Consider the following 14553-nt stretch of genomic DNA (forward strand, 5'->3'; position numbering starts at 1 on the left):
AAATTTGAGCCTTTCTTTCTTTAATGCAGTTTTTAAAAATGTGAGAGAAATGCTTTTGCAGCTGCCTTAAACAAAGCATCCATTTTGATGATTAAGATAGCAGAGTTTTGTAATAATGATTCATCTCTGCACTAATTCACAAGGTGTATGCTATTATATTGATTACATATATATTTATGGTACTTTTTTGAAAAGGAGAAAACTATGAACTCTTTTATTAATATAGGCGGTCTTGAATTCAAATGGGACTTGGAAAACGGTCAATTTTTATTCGAGGAAGAAGATGCTGTGCTATTCTGGATTTCAAGTGCGATGAAAACGTTCTTTGATACAATTGAAGAAATTTCTGGAGAGGAAGCATCAAATCTAGTTTTTGAGACGACAGGATTCAGACAGGGATTAGTGGTGGGAGAATACTTTTCTAAATTGAAAAATGTCAGTATATTAGAAGCGACAGAGTTAATTACAAATACTTATGCTTCAGCTGGCTGGGGCCGTACCGAAGTGAAAGATTTTCATTTAGATATGAAAACACTGACAGTCGAGCTTAAAGACAGCTGGGAACATAAAATTAACATAGCGCAAAGGAAGACCAAGGGAGGAAATTTTCTTCCTGCACACTATGCTGGAATATTTACAGGACTTTTTGGCGTGAATATTTGGTATAAAGTCCTACATTATCAACTAGAGGGGCACGATCTCAGTGTCATAAAATACTTTCCATCAGACATTTCGATAACAAATAACATTCACCAATTAGCCCGAAAAAAAGAAACTGAACAAATTATGCAGCTAGAAGCTTTAGTAGAAGACAAAACAAGGGAATTGAAGGTACTTGTTAAACAGCTTTCTTCTCCTATCATCCCCGTTCTTGAGGGAATAGTCGTGGTGCCGTTGATTGGAAAATACGATGAAGAACGTGCGGAAGAACTTGCAGATAAAACATTAATGAATCTTCCATCACATAAAGCTAACTATCTGATTCTTGATTTGACAGGCATTGATAACGATCTTAGTCAGCATACAACTAGTTTTATCTCAAAAATTGGATATGCAGCAAATCTTTCTGGCACAAAAACAGTTCTTGTGGGAATATCTCCTGAATTAAGTATGCAAATTACTGAATCAGAAATAGATTTCACTAAATTTGATGCTTTTCAAACTCTTCAGCACGGAATTCTTTATGCTTTAGGGCAAATAGGACGTCAGGTTCTTTAACTATAAAGCTTTGTTAATCTTTAATGTTGATATTTAGTAAAAAATAAGAGAAGTTTCTTGAATGAAGAAGCTCTCTTGTTTTTATTTAAGCGAACGTTATATATTACGGCGATATCTGCAAGAAATATAGTCTTCGCTTTCATTATTATCAAAGCTGTCTTGCTCTTTTCAAACTGAAAGCCTCTTGCCTCATAAAAAGGAATGCCTTTCATATTCCCTTTTGAGACAGAAACCCACTGTTCAGTTGCTCCTTTGCTTTTTTGTAATTCAGTAAGGACTTGTAAAAGCTGAGTTCCTATTCCTTCTCCTCGCCGATTAGGGTCTAAATAAAGTACGAATACCTCGCCCTTATCTTTATCAATTAATCCTCCACCTATTGCTCCAACTACTTTTTCACCTTCTAAAGCTATAAAATAACCATTCCAACCATCATTAGAATGTAAAACCTCTTTATGAACTCTATCATAATTATAAAATTCACTTATAATTCTTTCTATGTATTCAAATGAATGTGTATTAATATAAGTAGCCCTATAACCGTCTGAACAAACTTTAATGATACCTTCAATATGTTGTATATCTGCTTTTTTTACTTCAATCAAAAATTGCACCCTCTTTCTGAGTATTTCTGACTAATGGCATTGCACTATTTTGAACAAAGTTACAAAGCTCAGGGTTAGAAAGCAAATTTGACAACTCCAATAAATATAAGTAATGGTCATCACTTGAATCTCCTTCAATATGAATACCTTTATCAATCATTTCTAACAAAAAAGATGAAAGAAGAATTTCAACGGTGAGATTTTCCGTTTCTTCAAAATACTTTACGTTAAAACCAGCAAAAACTTTTTGCTTGATATCTTTAACATTCTGTATAACGTGTTGTAATTTTGACATTGGAATATTAATCTCCATTAATTTATGGCAGTATTGATCAGGGTTTTCTACTACCTTCCTACCTTTATAATCATAAACGTAGTAGTTTTCCTGGTCGTCTAAATTTTGTAACACCTTGGTCAATAAGTAGTATTTATCAGTAAGTTCTGTTGTTAATTGCGACTTTTCCTTTCCGACTAACAGTGTTAGATTAATCGGATTAGGGATGGTGATAGAGTGAATAGAGAGAGCTAAAGATGTTATTTTTGTTTTAACAATCGGATTGTTTAAATACTCATCTTGTAGTGCTCCTTTATAAATGGCAATCAAATAATGATTCATTCGTAAAAACTCCTTTCCCTTTTAAGGTAAACCAAAATGAATTATTTGGTAAATTCTGATAATCTAAGTTTATCAAAGGTCGCATTCATCGAGAATAAACAACTTTCAACAATCATTTTACTTACCGTTGTATCACCATTTTTATGCTTAATCTGATCCAGAAATTGAAACCAACTCAAATAATGGTCGAGGTACTTCGTTGCCACGCCATTAAATCGGTTTAACCAACCCTTTAGACGACTGTGATAACTATTTACATTTTGAATATGATAAACCCCTCGAACTCGTTCCTTACCATCTGATTTAAATCGGTAATGCTCAAGTCCTTTTTCTTTTGCATAAGTCATAAATGCCCGCCAAGCATCTGTACAGAGAACATTGGTAGGAGTAAGTTTAGAACCGATTGCTGCTTCCAACCGAGTTTTTACAATCCGTCCCTGACCAACCACTTTCGAGTTAGCCTTCTGGCGGTCTCTTGCCACAAGAACACAGACTTGTTCTTTACTGATGCCTCGTTGCGAAGACGAACCACCTCGTTTTCGAGCTTTTCGACCTTCCACTTTACGTTTTCCTTTTTCAGAGTACAGAAAGTAAGTCTCGTCCATTTCTACGATACCTTCAAATTGATCAAAGTCCATCTCTTTAATGGCTGATAGGAGTTTATGCCTCCAATAGAACAAAGTTACATAGTGAACCTTTAAAAGCTCTGCCGACTTACGTAATGAATAGCCTTCAATCATACATTGAACGAACTCCAACCATTTGTGAGGAAGGTGAGTATGATATAGAGGGGTATTTGTCACATCAGTAAACGTCTTCCCGCACTCTTTGCAACGATAACGTTGACGTTCAAGAGTGCGGCTTCCCATTTTGACATAATATTTACCGAAACGAACGGCGTTATTGGAATGACAATGAGAACAAGTAAATCCATCTTTATGTTTTCTTTCAGAAACCTCTTTAAATACTGGTTCACTTGTAGAATAGGAAGCAAGAGATTTAGTGAAGAATTCTTTTAGACGGTATTGGTCTGCTGTACTTAACTTAGCAATCTCTTGGATGATATCCTTCAGTGCCATTCTTAACAACTCACTCTCATTCTAATTTATATTTATTATAGAACAAGAGTTCGCTTTTTTCAAATAACAACAGAGTTGTTTAACATAGCTAACTATAAAAAAAAAGATATGCAAGACTTCGAAAAAAGAAGACTTGCATATCTTTTTTTATTTGCAGATCCTTCTCATATAAATTCAATTTTATATATATCTAAAATAAGATTAATTTTTATTTTTCTCAAGATATATTCCGTAAGTAACTGTTATTAAGTGTGAAAATATGCTATAAATTTCTAGTAACGTTTTTTATTTTTGACAGGAGGACGATCATGCACCAAGTTCGAATACTCGAAGGCTTACTGAACCCTTTTGCCTATTTTGAAAAGCTTCATGAATCAGAAAAAGAAAAAGGTCTCTTACTCAGAATAGCTGCACTTATAGGATTAAGTCTGCTGCTTGCTGCAGGCAGCGCTTATTTAGGCATACATACGGAAGAAATCATGAAGCTGATGGATACAGTTGGCAGAGAAAAGCTGGAATCCGCTAAACTTCTTTTCGGGATTGGCGGGCTTTTATCCGGGTTACTTTCTCCTGTGTTTACAATTTTATTTTTCACATTTGTTTTTAGAGTGTTTTTTTATGATATAGGGTGGAGCAAGCTTTTTACGATAGGGCTGTTTCCTGCCATTCTATTATTTATTCAAAAAGCGCTGAACTTCCCGCTTTTTTATTTTTTAGGAATCAATTCTGAATCCTCGCCTTTCGGTTTTGGAGTTCTGATTCAGTTAATGACAGATCAGGCTTTCCTTGTGAATGCACTAAGTCAAGTTACGGTTTTTTTAATATGGAGTACGTGGATCCAAATGGCAGCTCTGAAAAAGATGTCGGATAAAACGATGAAATCGATCATAAGCATTGTGATATTTGCTCATTTTATCTTTATATTGGTCACTGCTGCATTCGTTTTATTGACGCAAAACTTGGGAATTTTGCTGTAGGGGGACATATGAAAAAGCAAACGTTGATCGGAATTATTACTACTATAAGTCTAGTATTCGTCATAATTAATATATCTATCATATTGAGCTCAGATCGCATAGAGCGTTCTAAAGCATTACATTCCTACTCCAATGTAGAAAACGGTGACTTAAAGAAACTGCTTTCTACTAAAGGAGTCGTGATTCCTTCTTCAAACTACTCCATTCAATATAATAAATCGTTAGGTGCAATTAATGAAGTATTGGTTTCTGAGGGAGATGCGGTTTTGGCAGGCGACATCCTCTTTGACTATCAAACTGGACACATCGAAGCTGAAATTGAAGAACTAGAACAGCAGATCAGCAGATTGACTGCACGGATTAGTTCTGCTGAATCTGAATTGTCATCGCTTGAGCAGCAGCTGAGCGATGCACAATTTGACTCCACAGCTGATTCATTTGAAAATGACCCAATTGATGCAGAAACAACTATTCAAAACGATAACAGTGAAGAAATAATAAGCAATCAAATTGGCGACAAGCAGGATCAAATTGAGGATCTCAACTTGCAGGAGGACGGAGTGAATCAGAGAATCGCCCAGCTGCAGGGAGAGAAAGCGAAATATACGGTTACCAGCAAGATGGATGGAACAGTCACTGAAATCAATCCATATGCACAAACTGAAAATGACGCTGTAGTCTCCATTCATTCGAATCAGCCTTTCCTGATTGAAGGAAAGCTTTCAGAAAAACAAGCGGTTAAAGTGAAAGAAGGTCAAAAAGTAATAGCAGCCGCAAAGGTTCTACCTGAATTGAAGAAAGAAGGCACGGTAAAAGAACTGAAAATGGAGCCAATCGGTGTTCCAACCGTTGATGAGAAAGAAACCTTTTATCCATTTCGGGCTGAATTGATTGAAGCCGTGGAGACTTGGCATCACGGATATCACATCAATCTTGATATCGTCCTTGAAGAGCGGAATGGAGTTGTCGTCATACCTGATTCTGCTATTCAAAAAAAGGCAGGAAAAACCTTTGTTTACGTTATTAAAAATGGAAGGCTTGAAAAAAGAGAAATAAATCTTGGACTTGTGGTAAACAACCGCAACGAGGTACTGCAAGGAGTAGCACAGGGTGAGCGAATCGTCAGTTTTCCATCGGGTGATTTAAGAGATAAGATGGAGATATTCATGCCAATTCATCATCGTTATGTTGAAGAGAAAACGCTGAAAGCATTTACTGGTGAACAGATAATCCGGTTGATTTTAAGAGGGATCGTTCATAAATAAGAAGAATAAGAGACGGAAATGACATTGAGGGCAAAATGTCATTTTCGTCTCTTTTCTTATGGCATATCTTCATAATTTCTTATTATTCCATTTAACTTGAATTAACAAACTCTCTTTATACTTTTTAGGTAGAAGCAGAAAAAGGATAAAGGAGATGGGCAGATGAAAAGGAAGAAAATTTTATGTGCAGCAATGGCAGCCCTAATGATGGGAAGTGCCGCTTCAGCTGGCAATGGACAAACCGTTTCAGCGGCTGAGTGGACTATCAATGGATCAAATGAATTTGATCTTCAGGCACACCGGGGCGGCATGGGACTTACAGTGGAATCTACGATTGCATCATTCTCTAAAGCTCTTGAACTCGGAGTGAACACTCTTGAGCTGGATGTGCAGATAACGGAAGATCATCAGGCTGTTGTGACACATGACCGCCAGATTTCTGGAGGAAACTGTCAGGATACCGGTCCTGCATTCGCTGATGATCCTGAGTATCCCTACGTTGGGAAATACATAAAAAACCTTACGCTTGAGCAAATCCGCACTCTTGACTGCGGTTCGAAAACGAAGCCCCAATATCCGGGACAAGAGACCAGTCCAGGTGCTAAAATGCCGCTGCTCATAGAAGTTTTTGATCTGGTTAAACGGTACAATGCTAAGAAAGTTCAAATGAATATTGAAACAAAGGTAGAAGCGGGTGCTCCTCATGAAACCGCCCCGCGTGAGGAATTTGTCCAAATTGTAGCCAAAGAAGTCCGCGAGGCAGAGATGCTTGATAGAGTTACAATTCAAAGCTTCGATTGGGGTTCACTGATGCGCATGCGTGAAGTTGAACCAAGTCTTCCGATCGTAGCGCTTACGAATGGTCCGCAATTTTTGCAGCCAGGCCAGCCTGGAGCATCTCCATGGCTAGGAGGAATAGACATAGATGATTTTGACGGGGACTTAGTGGCGGCAGCCCAGTCATTTGGTGCAGATGCCATCTCGCCAGTACACGGATTTCCCCAAAACGGCAAAGTCACCGATGAAAACTACGAACCGTATGTAACAAAACAAATGGTGGAAGATGCACACGCTGCAGGAATAAAAGTGATTCCCTGGACAGTAGATGACATCCCGACTATGGACAAGCTGGTAGAAGATGGTGTTGACGGAATGATCACTGATTATCCCGATCGTTTGAGGGAAGTGATGTCACTGCATGGGTTTAAAATGCCTAAAGGGTATAAAGCGCCAAAAAAATAACTGGAATTTTGATTTAAGTGCAATCCCAATAAGAGGGATTGCATTTTTTAATTACATTCTATTAAAAGACCATAAAAAAATCAGCCTTTTTTTATGGTCGATATGGTATGGTTGAGTAGGAAATAAAAGGATTTTCTTGTATGTATTTAATGTGAAAAACTAGTGTGAGGAGACTATGAGTATGAACACAATTAAGAGGATTTTAAAATACTTAAAGGGCTCAGGAAACGGGCGATAAAGGTTTCTGTAAGCAGGAGGTAAATTGATTGTTTTTATAAAATGTTTTTTCTCAAGTTTCATAATAAAACTATTAAAATGGGGTCATAAAATTGAATAATAGTTGGGAAGGGAAATTAGTTCGGCTGAGACCCGTTCAGCTGTCTGACTGGGAGAAATTTCACAATGATGGCTTAGATTCAGAAATAGCAAGGTTAAATGATGCAATATATGGGCCGAGATCAGAAGAGGGAACTAGAAAATGGACAGAGGAAGAGACAAAGAAAGGCTGGGATGGACATCATGTCAGACTTGCTATCGAAAATTTCGATGGGGAATTAGTCGGCAGTTTAAATACCGACAAATGTGACCCTCGAAACGGGACGTTTAGTTATGGTGTCAGTCTTTTCCGTGAGCATTGGAAAAAAGGATACGCAAACGATGCAATAAAGGTTTTATTGCGATATTTTTTCAATGAACTCCGTTATGAAAAAGTAAATGCCTATGTTTACAGCTTTAATGATGATTCGATTCGGCTTCATAACCGGCTTGGTTTTAAGGAGGAAGGGCGTTTGCGTCATATGGTTTATACAAAAGGAAGACACTGGGATATGCTGGTTTTTGGTTTGACAAAACAAGAATATATTTCTTAGTGAAGTAGTATACACATTTATCTGAATGTAAGCAGAGGAGCTGCCCTCCATTAATCAGGGCAGCTCCTCTTTGTCTAAACTGATAAATCAAATTGTTTTGCATAAAGGTGTGAATAAGCTCCGTTAAGTGCCAGCAATGATTCATGAGTACCTTGTTCAGCGATGCCATTTTCATTTAAGACAACAATTCGCTTCGCATTGCGGATTGTTGAAAGACGATGGGCAATCACAATAGTTGTACGTCCTTTTGCTAACCACTCCAATGATCCCTTTATAATGCTTTCACTTTCGTTATCAAGTGCACTTGTTGCCTCATCTAAGATGAGAATAGGAGGATTTTTCAGAAATACACGTGCAATGCTTAGCCGCTGCTTTTGGCCTCCAGAGAGTTTGACACCCCGTTGTCCGATTTCCGAGTGGTAGCCATTTGGCAAGCTCATGATAAAGTCATGTGCATTGGCAAGCTTAGCTGCCTCAATAATTTCAGTGTCGCTCGCTGCAGGATCTCCGTATCGGATATTTTCCATTACTGTTCCTGAAAAAAGGTAAACATCCTGCAGTACAACACCAATGTTCTTTCTTAATGACTGCAGATCAATATCGCGGATATCGATTCCGTCTATTAAAATGCTCCCGCCAGTTACATCATAAAAGCGTGGGATGAGTGAGCATAAAGTCGTTTTTCCAGCACCAGATGGACCAACTAGCGCAATGTATTCTCCAGGCATAATTTGAAGAGACAGGTTCTCTATGACATTGTTCAAATTTTCTTCGTAACGGAACGATACTTGATTGAATTCAATTTCACCAGATATTTCTGACAAGGTCACAGGATTCGGTTTATTTTCAATGGCAGGCTTCAGATACATGATTTCCATAAAGCGCTGAAAGCCAGTGATTCCTTCCTGAAGCTGAGTGCTCATATGAGTCAATCGCTGAATTGGCTCAATCATAAAGCTGATATACAGTAAAAAAGTGATTAAATCCGCTAAATCTAATGTTTTGTTCACGATACTGGCACTGCCGAATATTATCACTGTGATTGTAATCAGCTGGATAATTGTTTCAAAACTATTGTATAACAATGCCTCAGCCTTATAAGTGTTTTTTCGGCTGTCAAGAAAACGATTATTTTCCCGGTCGAACTTTTCAATCTCTATTTGCTCATTGGCAAAAGATTTTACTGTGCGTATTCCAGATAAACTATCTTCAGTCTGTGCATTTACGTCTGCGATTCTTTCTTTGTTGTTACGCAATGCCTTGTTCAGCATTTTATTAAAATATAAAGCAAAGACACCTAAAAATGGCAAAAAACAGAAGACAGCAATCGTCAATGGAGCGTTTATAAAAATCAATATCACAAATGCTCCAATAAAACGGACAACGTATTTAACGTAGTCCTCTGGACCATGATGGTAAAGCTCGGATAGAAGCAGCAGGTCATTAGTTATTCGGGACATAAGCTGTCCTGTCTTTTCTTTATCGTAAAAGCTAGAGGAAAGCTTCTGCATGTGGGCAAACAGCTCACTGCGCATATCACTCTCCATCCGCGCACCTATTTCATGACCTTTGTAGTCTACAAAATAGTTTCCGAGATTCTGAATGGCGGCTAACACAAGCATGAGCCCGCCGATCAAATACACTTTATTCAGCGCAATAGACAAGTTACCTTCCAGAACATCCTTCGTAATATACCTGACAAGAAGCGGAAACACCAAAGTCACAGCTGATACGATAAAGGCGCATGCCAATACTGAAAGAAACAGTGTTAAATAAGGTTTATAATAGGAGAAAAATTTTTTTACTGGAAAACGCATGATTTACCCCTTTTTTGTGTTATTTAAATACACATATAAGGGGAGGGAACACCGTTTACATTAAGAAAGTGTTTCACCCTCATATGCTGGTGCTGTTTGATTGGTCATGTTTTTCATTTAAATTTCCTCCTTGTATGTTAGTACTATTATTGTAAGCGATTTTATGGAGAAATGAACTAAAAAAGTATTTTATTGGTTCATAAGTCAAGGATCAATCATTATTCGATATCTATATAAGGACATTCACCCATTCCCTTTTTTAAGAATACATTGCAGCATATTATTTCTTTTTAATTTCTAAGGAGGACAGTTTAATGTATTATCATTACACACCAGTTCCGTACAGCGGATACAATGATTTGAGCGCAAATCATACGAGTCTTTATGGAGACGAAAGGCAAGCGCCGACATTTCCGCCGCCGCAGCAATTTGCGCAGCAAGTTCCTCAAACTTTTTTTTCTAATTTCTTGCCGACGAATCAAATCCGGTCGGCGATGTGTCAATGCATAGGAAGATGGGGCTTACTCGGATTAAGGTTTCAAAGTCCTTTTGGAAGAGATTTATGGTTTTTTCCTACAGAGATTAGGCAAAATAGTGTTTCAGGGTACACATGGCAAGGCGGCCTCAGTCAAAGAGCCCGTTATAATTATTCAGAAATCAGAAATTTTATCTGTTCAACATGATTCTTTAGCTGAAAACAGGCATTAGAGATGCCGTAAAGGGAAATTTCAATATACAAGCCATATGGAAAGATAAAGAAGCACCATTTAGGATGGTGTTTTTTGTTATTTCCAAAAATATAAAAAAAACTTCACATTATGAAATTTTAGATTCAAAGGAAAAAAAATTGAGTCACTTAAAGAAGTTTCTTGAAAATAAAAGGATTCTTAAAAGGAAAAGAGAATTGTTCAAATTTAAACCTGCGAGAAGACAATTTTTTGAAACTGCTTTTAGCAGAAGAGTTCCGACATAAATCGTCAATAAGATCTAAAAATGAAAGATTTAAAAGAGGTGTTCATATTGAAGAATGATCAAGTAATTGAAATCTACAAAGATCGTCTGCAGCACTATTCGGAGGTACAGTTAAGGCATATTTCTGAAGAAGGGACTTGGTCTATCGGCCAAATGTATCTCCACTTGATTGAGGTTGCGTTTGAGTATCTTGAAAATGTTGAAGCTTGTGCAGAAGCAACTGAAGAGCAAAAACTAGGGAAGACCGAAGCGGGTGAGAATTTGTTCGAACGAGGCGGTTTTCCACCCATTAAAATCAAATTGCCTGATGATCCTGAAAACACACCAAGCAATAGCAGAAGGAAAGATGACCTAATGCAAGGACTCATTCAAGTAGAAGAGAAAATGGGAGAGTGGGAAGGGAAGGTAGATGCGATTAATCCAAACTTTAAAGTAAAACATAGGGGATTTGGCTGGCTCAATGCAAGGGAATGGTTCGAGTTGGTCGACATGCATTTTCGTCACCACTTCCGTCAAAAGACAGAATTAGAAGAAAAGGTTGGGCTATGAACACTGAGAGGAATGCGAAATGGGTAAGTGAGAAGAAGGTGGAATATTATTTAGCTGTCTATGATCTGGTGTGAAATTGTAAGTATGACCCATGAGATAAGAACGATAACGCCCATTCATTTCGTTAAATTGAATGGGCATTTTTTTGACTTAAAACGGAATATAATCGATAAGAAATGATGGAAAATGTTCCCAACATTACCGTTTCACGATTAAACCCATAATAAAAATATGTGCTAAACGTTGATAACACTGCTTTTTTGATTTAATGAAAAACATCGATATATAATTTCATAAATTTAATATATATATTGAAATTATATTTCAGTTTGTGTTATTCTCTTCCTGAGAACGATTTCAGGAACCGATTTCAATTCATAGATAAGGGTGATCATCATGCTTGAACATTTAACAACCGAAACTCGTAATGAGAAAACAATGAACTTAGATGAAATGTCTACAATTGAACTTTTAACAGTAATGAACGAAGAAGATGAGAAAGTGGCTAGAGCTGTGAAGGCGGAGCTTCCGTCCATTGCAAAAGCGGTGGATGCCATCATTCATGCTAAAAAACAGGGTGGCCGACTGATTTACATGGGTGCAGGAACAAGCGGACGAATCGGGCTGCTGGATGCGGTTGAGTGCCCTCCCACGTTTGGAACGGACCCAGGTGAAGTGATCGGGCTGATTGCAGGCGGAGAGAAAGCGTTTATAAAAGCCGTTGAAGGAGCCGAAGACAGTAAAGAACTTGGAGTCGGCGACTTAAAGGAAATTCAGCTAACAAGCAGTGACATTGTAGTGGGAATTGCAGCAAGCGGCCGAACTCCATATGTCATTGGCGGTCTTGAGTATTCAAACTCAATCGGTGCAAAAACGGTAGCGGTCTGCTGCAACAAAAGTTCAGAAGTCGGAAAAACAGCTGAGATTGCAATTGAAGTAGTGAATGGACCTGAAGTTCTGACAGGATCAACACGTTTAAAAGCGGGCACTTCACAAAAACTGGTCTGCAATATGCTTTCAACTGCCTCAATGGTTGGGATTGGGAAAGTGTATGGCAACTTGATGGTGGATGTTCAGCAGACAAATCAGAAACTTGAAGAGCGGGCAAAACGCATTGTAATGGAAGCGACATCTTGCTCGTACGAAACAGCTGAGGAATATTTAGTCATTGCAAAGGATAATTCCAAACTTGCGATTCTTATGATCTTAACCAACCTTACTTATGAAGATGCTTTAGACAAACTGAATGTTTCACAGGGATTTATCAGAGAAGCCATAAAATAACAATTTTCCAACTGAGAGGGGAGCTACCATGAGTAAGTACCGTAAAATGGCCGATGAGATTTTGACGGCTCTTGGAGGCAGTTCAAATATTGCTTCTTATACAAACTGTATGACACGCCTTCGCGTAACGCCAGTGAACCGAGGGAACATTAACGAACAAAAAATAAAAGAAGTCGATGGAGTAGTAGGAACGGTCGATGATGAAACATATCAAATTATCCTTGGCCCGGGAGTTGTCACAAAAGTAGCAGACCAGTTCGGCGCAGCGATCGAGGAAACAAAAGGACAAGGAAGTGCATCTAATTATGAAGCAAAAGGTGCTGACATTAAGCAGGAGTTAAAAAAGAAAAACAGCACTCCGTTTAAAACGTTCCTGCGTAAAATCGGAAGTATTTTCATTCCGCTCATCCCGGCATTTGTTGGAGCTGGCCTGATTGCCGGTATTGCATCGATTCTTGCAAACAATATAACAGCTGGAAACTTATCAGAGGAAACTTGGCAGCAATATGTCACGATTTTAAATGTTATTAAAAATGCGATCTTCAGTTATTTGGTCATTTACGTTGGGATTAATGCAGCAAAAGAATTTGGCGCAACACCTGCACTGGGAGGTGTCATTGGAGGCGTTACACTCTTAACTGGCGCGACGCCGGAAATGCCTATCACCAATATCTTTACCGGTGAAGCATTATCCGCAGGACAGGGTGGAATTATTGGGGTTTTAATCGCGGTGTACCTTCTTGCTATGGTTGAGAAGTTCCTGCGCAGGTGGATTCCAGATGCCATTGACATTATTGTCACGCCAACTATTGTTCTTTTACTCATTGGATTGTTAACAATCTTTATCATCATGCCTTTTGCCGGCCTGATTTCAGACAACCTGATTGGAGCAATCAATTGGACACTTGATCGTGGAGGCGCATTTGCGGGATTTGTCCTTGGAACAACTTTTCTTCCGCTCGTCATGCTGGGTCTCCATCAAGTATTAATTCCCATTCATATTGAGATGATTAACATCTCAGGCATGACAGTGCTGCTGCCGATCCTTGCGATGTCAGGTGCTGGACAAGTCGGTGCCACTCTGGCACTTTGGATCAAGTGCCGCAAAAACACTCAATTAACGAATTTGATTAAAGGTGCTCTGCCTGTAGGCGTGCTTGGCATTGGAGAGCCGCTGATTTACGGTGTTATCCTGCCTCTGGGGCGTCCATTTATTACAGCATGTATTGGCGGAGGAATCGGTGGAGCGGTAGTAGGTATTTTCGGAAATATTGGTGCAATTGCTATTGGTCCTTCAGGTATGGCATTGATTCCGCTGATTGCTGACGGAATGTGGTTTAAATATATTCTAGGGCTATTAGCTGGTTATGCAGGAGGATTCATTCTCACTTATTTCTTCGGTGTTCCGAAAGAAGCTATGGTTAATACGGCAGATTCTGCTGAAAAGGAAGTTGAAATAGAAGCAGAGAAAGGTTTCTCAATCTCTGATAAAGGTGCAGTGGTTATGCCTTTTGAAGGTGAAGTAAAACCTCTTGAAGAAGTGCCGGATGCTGTATTTTCATCAAAGTTGATGGGAGACGGATTTGCCATTGAGCCGATTAATAATACATTGGTTTCACCTATTGACGGAGAAGTTGTGAGCGTTTTTCCTACGAAGCATGCAATTGGATTAAAATCAAATGATGGCTTGGAGCTATTAATTCATGTAGGTCTTGAAACGGTGTCCCTAAAAGGAGAAGGCTTTACGTCTCTTGCTAAAGAGGGTCAAGAAGTAAAAAAGGGAACGCCTCTTCTTAAGATTGATCTGGACTATATTAAAAAGCATGCAGTGTCAACAATTACACCGGTTATCTTTACAAATTTAGCAGAGGGAACTAGTGTAAAGCTGCTGAAAACGGGCTATCAGGAACAAGGCAGTGCGGGTGTGATTGCCTTAGAGCTTCCTTAAAGGAGTTTGGTTTTTAAATAGCTGACTGAAGCGAAATCCATTTAACTTGCCGCTGCTATCATAGACAAGCGATTTGGAATGTAAAAAAAGCACCATTTAGGAGACTAGATGGTGT

General features: G+C 38.6%; 13 protein-coding genes. 9 read left to right on the forward strand and 4 right to left on the reverse strand.

Features of this window, described 5'->3' with window-relative positions:
* The first annotated feature begins 204 nt into the window (after nucleotides 1–204).
* Nucleotides 205–1218: an STAS domain-containing protein gene (locus GJU41_RS20940; protein WP_070875686.1), complete on the forward strand. Its 1014-nt coding sequence runs from the start codon at nucleotides 205–207 to the stop codon at nucleotides 1216–1218.
* Between the two features lie 20 nt (nucleotides 1219–1238).
* Here GJU41_RS20940 and GJU41_RS20945 read toward each other — a convergent pair whose 3' ends face one another.
* Genes GJU41_RS20945 through GJU41_RS20955 form a run of 3 tightly spaced genes read right to left on the reverse strand, consistent with a single transcriptional unit; the run spans nucleotide 1239 to nucleotide 3515 of the window.
* Complete coding sequence (locus GJU41_RS20945) at nucleotides 1239–1820, reverse strand: GNAT family N-acetyltransferase (RefSeq protein ID WP_083328133.1); 582 nt, start codon at nucleotides 1818–1820, stop codon at nucleotides 1239–1241.
* On the reverse strand, nucleotides 1813–2436 hold the full coding sequence (locus GJU41_RS20950) for a hypothetical protein (RefSeq protein WP_154319473.1): 624 nt from the start codon (nucleotides 2434–2436) through the stop codon (nucleotides 1813–1815). The genes GJU41_RS20945 and GJU41_RS20950 overlap by 8 nt, the downstream gene beginning before the upstream one ends.
* Before the next feature lie 41 nt (nucleotides 2437–2477).
* Nucleotides 2478–3515 carry an IS1595 family transposase gene (locus tag GJU41_RS20955; protein WP_070875684.1) on the reverse strand — a complete coding sequence of 346 codons (1038 nt, stop codon included), beginning with the start codon at nucleotides 3513–3515 and terminating at the stop codon, nucleotides 2478–2480.
* Between the two features lie 308 nt (nucleotides 3516–3823).
* Between GJU41_RS20955 and GJU41_RS20960 the strand changes: the two genes are divergently transcribed.
* The 4 genes from GJU41_RS20960 (at nucleotide 3824) to GJU41_RS20975 (ending at nucleotide 7868) form a co-directional block, all read left to right on the forward strand.
* On the forward strand, nucleotides 3824–4492 hold the full coding sequence (locus GJU41_RS20960; RefSeq protein ID WP_070875683.1) for a hypothetical protein: 669 nt from the start codon (nucleotides 3824–3826) through the stop codon (nucleotides 4490–4492).
* An 8-nt stretch (nucleotides 4493–4500) separates the two neighbouring features.
* Nucleotides 4501–5757 carry an efflux RND transporter periplasmic adaptor subunit gene (locus tag GJU41_RS20965; RefSeq protein WP_070875682.1) on the forward strand — a complete coding sequence of 419 codons (1257 nt, stop codon included), beginning with the start codon at nucleotides 4501–4503 and terminating at the stop codon, nucleotides 5755–5757.
* Nucleotides 5758–5919: 162 nt separating this feature from the next.
* Nucleotides 5920–6999 (forward strand): glycerophosphodiester phosphodiesterase, encoded by a 1080-nt coding sequence (locus GJU41_RS20970; RefSeq protein ID WP_070875681.1) that lies wholly within the window; start codon nucleotides 5920–5922, stop codon nucleotides 6997–6999.
* Between the two features lie 329 nt (nucleotides 7000–7328).
* Complete coding sequence (locus GJU41_RS20975) at nucleotides 7329–7868, forward strand: GNAT family N-acetyltransferase (protein WP_083328132.1); 540 nt, start codon at nucleotides 7329–7331, stop codon at nucleotides 7866–7868.
* A 74-nt stretch (nucleotides 7869–7942) separates the two neighbouring features.
* Here the strand turns inward: GJU41_RS20975 and GJU41_RS20980 are convergent, their stop codons facing one another.
* Nucleotides 7943–9685 (reverse strand): ABC transporter ATP-binding protein, encoded by a 1743-nt coding sequence (locus tag GJU41_RS20980; protein ID WP_154319474.1) that lies wholly within the window; start codon nucleotides 9683–9685, stop codon nucleotides 7943–7945.
* A 314-nt stretch (nucleotides 9686–9999) separates the two neighbouring features.
* Here GJU41_RS20980 and GJU41_RS25105 point away from each other — a divergent pair, with 314 nt between their 5' ends.
* From GJU41_RS25105 to GJU41_RS21000, 4 genes are all read left to right on the forward strand, one after another.
* Complete coding sequence (locus GJU41_RS25105; protein WP_224771126.1) at nucleotides 10000–10368, forward strand: hypothetical protein; 369 nt, start codon at nucleotides 10000–10002, stop codon at nucleotides 10366–10368.
* A 328-nt stretch (nucleotides 10369–10696) separates the two neighbouring features.
* Nucleotides 10697–11206 (forward strand): DinB family protein, encoded by a 510-nt coding sequence (locus GJU41_RS20990; protein ID WP_318261823.1) that lies wholly within the window; start codon nucleotides 10697–10699, stop codon nucleotides 11204–11206.
* 396 nt (nucleotides 11207–11602) lie between these two features.
* Complete coding sequence (gene murQ / locus GJU41_RS20995) at nucleotides 11603–12490, forward strand: N-acetylmuramic acid 6-phosphate etherase (RefSeq protein ID WP_154319475.1); 888 nt, start codon at nucleotides 11603–11605, stop codon at nucleotides 12488–12490.
* 28 nt (nucleotides 12491–12518) lie between these two features.
* Nucleotides 12519–14438: a glucose PTS transporter subunit IIA gene (locus GJU41_RS21000; protein ID WP_154319476.1), complete on the forward strand. Its 1920-nt coding sequence runs from the start codon at nucleotides 12519–12521 to the stop codon at nucleotides 14436–14438.
* The last annotated feature ends 115 nt before the right edge of the window (nucleotides 14439–14553 follow it).

It is taken from the genome of Metabacillus idriensis, from assembly GCF_009674765.1.
Lineage (GTDB): Bacteria > Bacillota > Bacilli > Bacillales > Bacillaceae > Bacillus_P > Bacillus_P idriensis.

What these genes read in the sequence shown, in the direction of transcription:
- GJU41_RS20940 (WP_070875686.1), top strand. Translation starts at nt 205, where the DNA reads ATGAACTCTTTTATTAATATAGGCGGTCTTGAATTCAAATGGGACTTG.
- GJU41_RS20950 (WP_154319473.1), bottom strand. Translation starts at nt 2,436, where the DNA reads ATGAATCATTATTTGATTGCCATTTATAAAGGAGCACTACAAGATGAG.
- GJU41_RS20955 (WP_070875684.1), bottom strand. Translation starts at nt 3,515, where the DNA reads ATGGCACTGAAGGATATCATCCAAGAGATTGCTAAGTTAAGTACAGCA.
- GJU41_RS20960 (WP_070875683.1), top strand. Translation starts at nt 3,824, where the DNA reads ATGCACCAAGTTCGAATACTCGAAGGCTTACTGAACCCTTTTGCCTAT.
- GJU41_RS20965 (WP_070875682.1), top strand. Translation starts at nt 4,501, where the DNA reads ATGAAAAAGCAAACGTTGATCGGAATTATTACTACTATAAGTCTAGTA.
- GJU41_RS20970 (WP_070875681.1), top strand. Translation starts at nt 5,920, where the DNA reads ATGAAAAGGAAGAAAATTTTATGTGCAGCAATGGCAGCCCTAATGATG.
- GJU41_RS20980 (WP_154319474.1), bottom strand. Translation starts at nt 9,685, where the DNA reads ATGCGTTTTCCAGTAAAAAAATTTTTCTCCTATTATAAACCTTATTTA.
- GJU41_RS25105 (WP_224771126.1), top strand. Translation starts at nt 10,000, where the DNA reads ATGTATTATCATTACACACCAGTTCCGTACAGCGGATACAATGATTTG.
- murQ (WP_154319475.1), top strand. Translation starts at nt 11,603, where the DNA reads ATGCTTGAACATTTAACAACCGAAACTCGTAATGAGAAAACAATGAAC.
- GJU41_RS21000 (WP_154319476.1), top strand. Translation starts at nt 12,519, where the DNA reads ATGAGTAAGTACCGTAAAATGGCCGATGAGATTTTGACGGCTCTTGGA.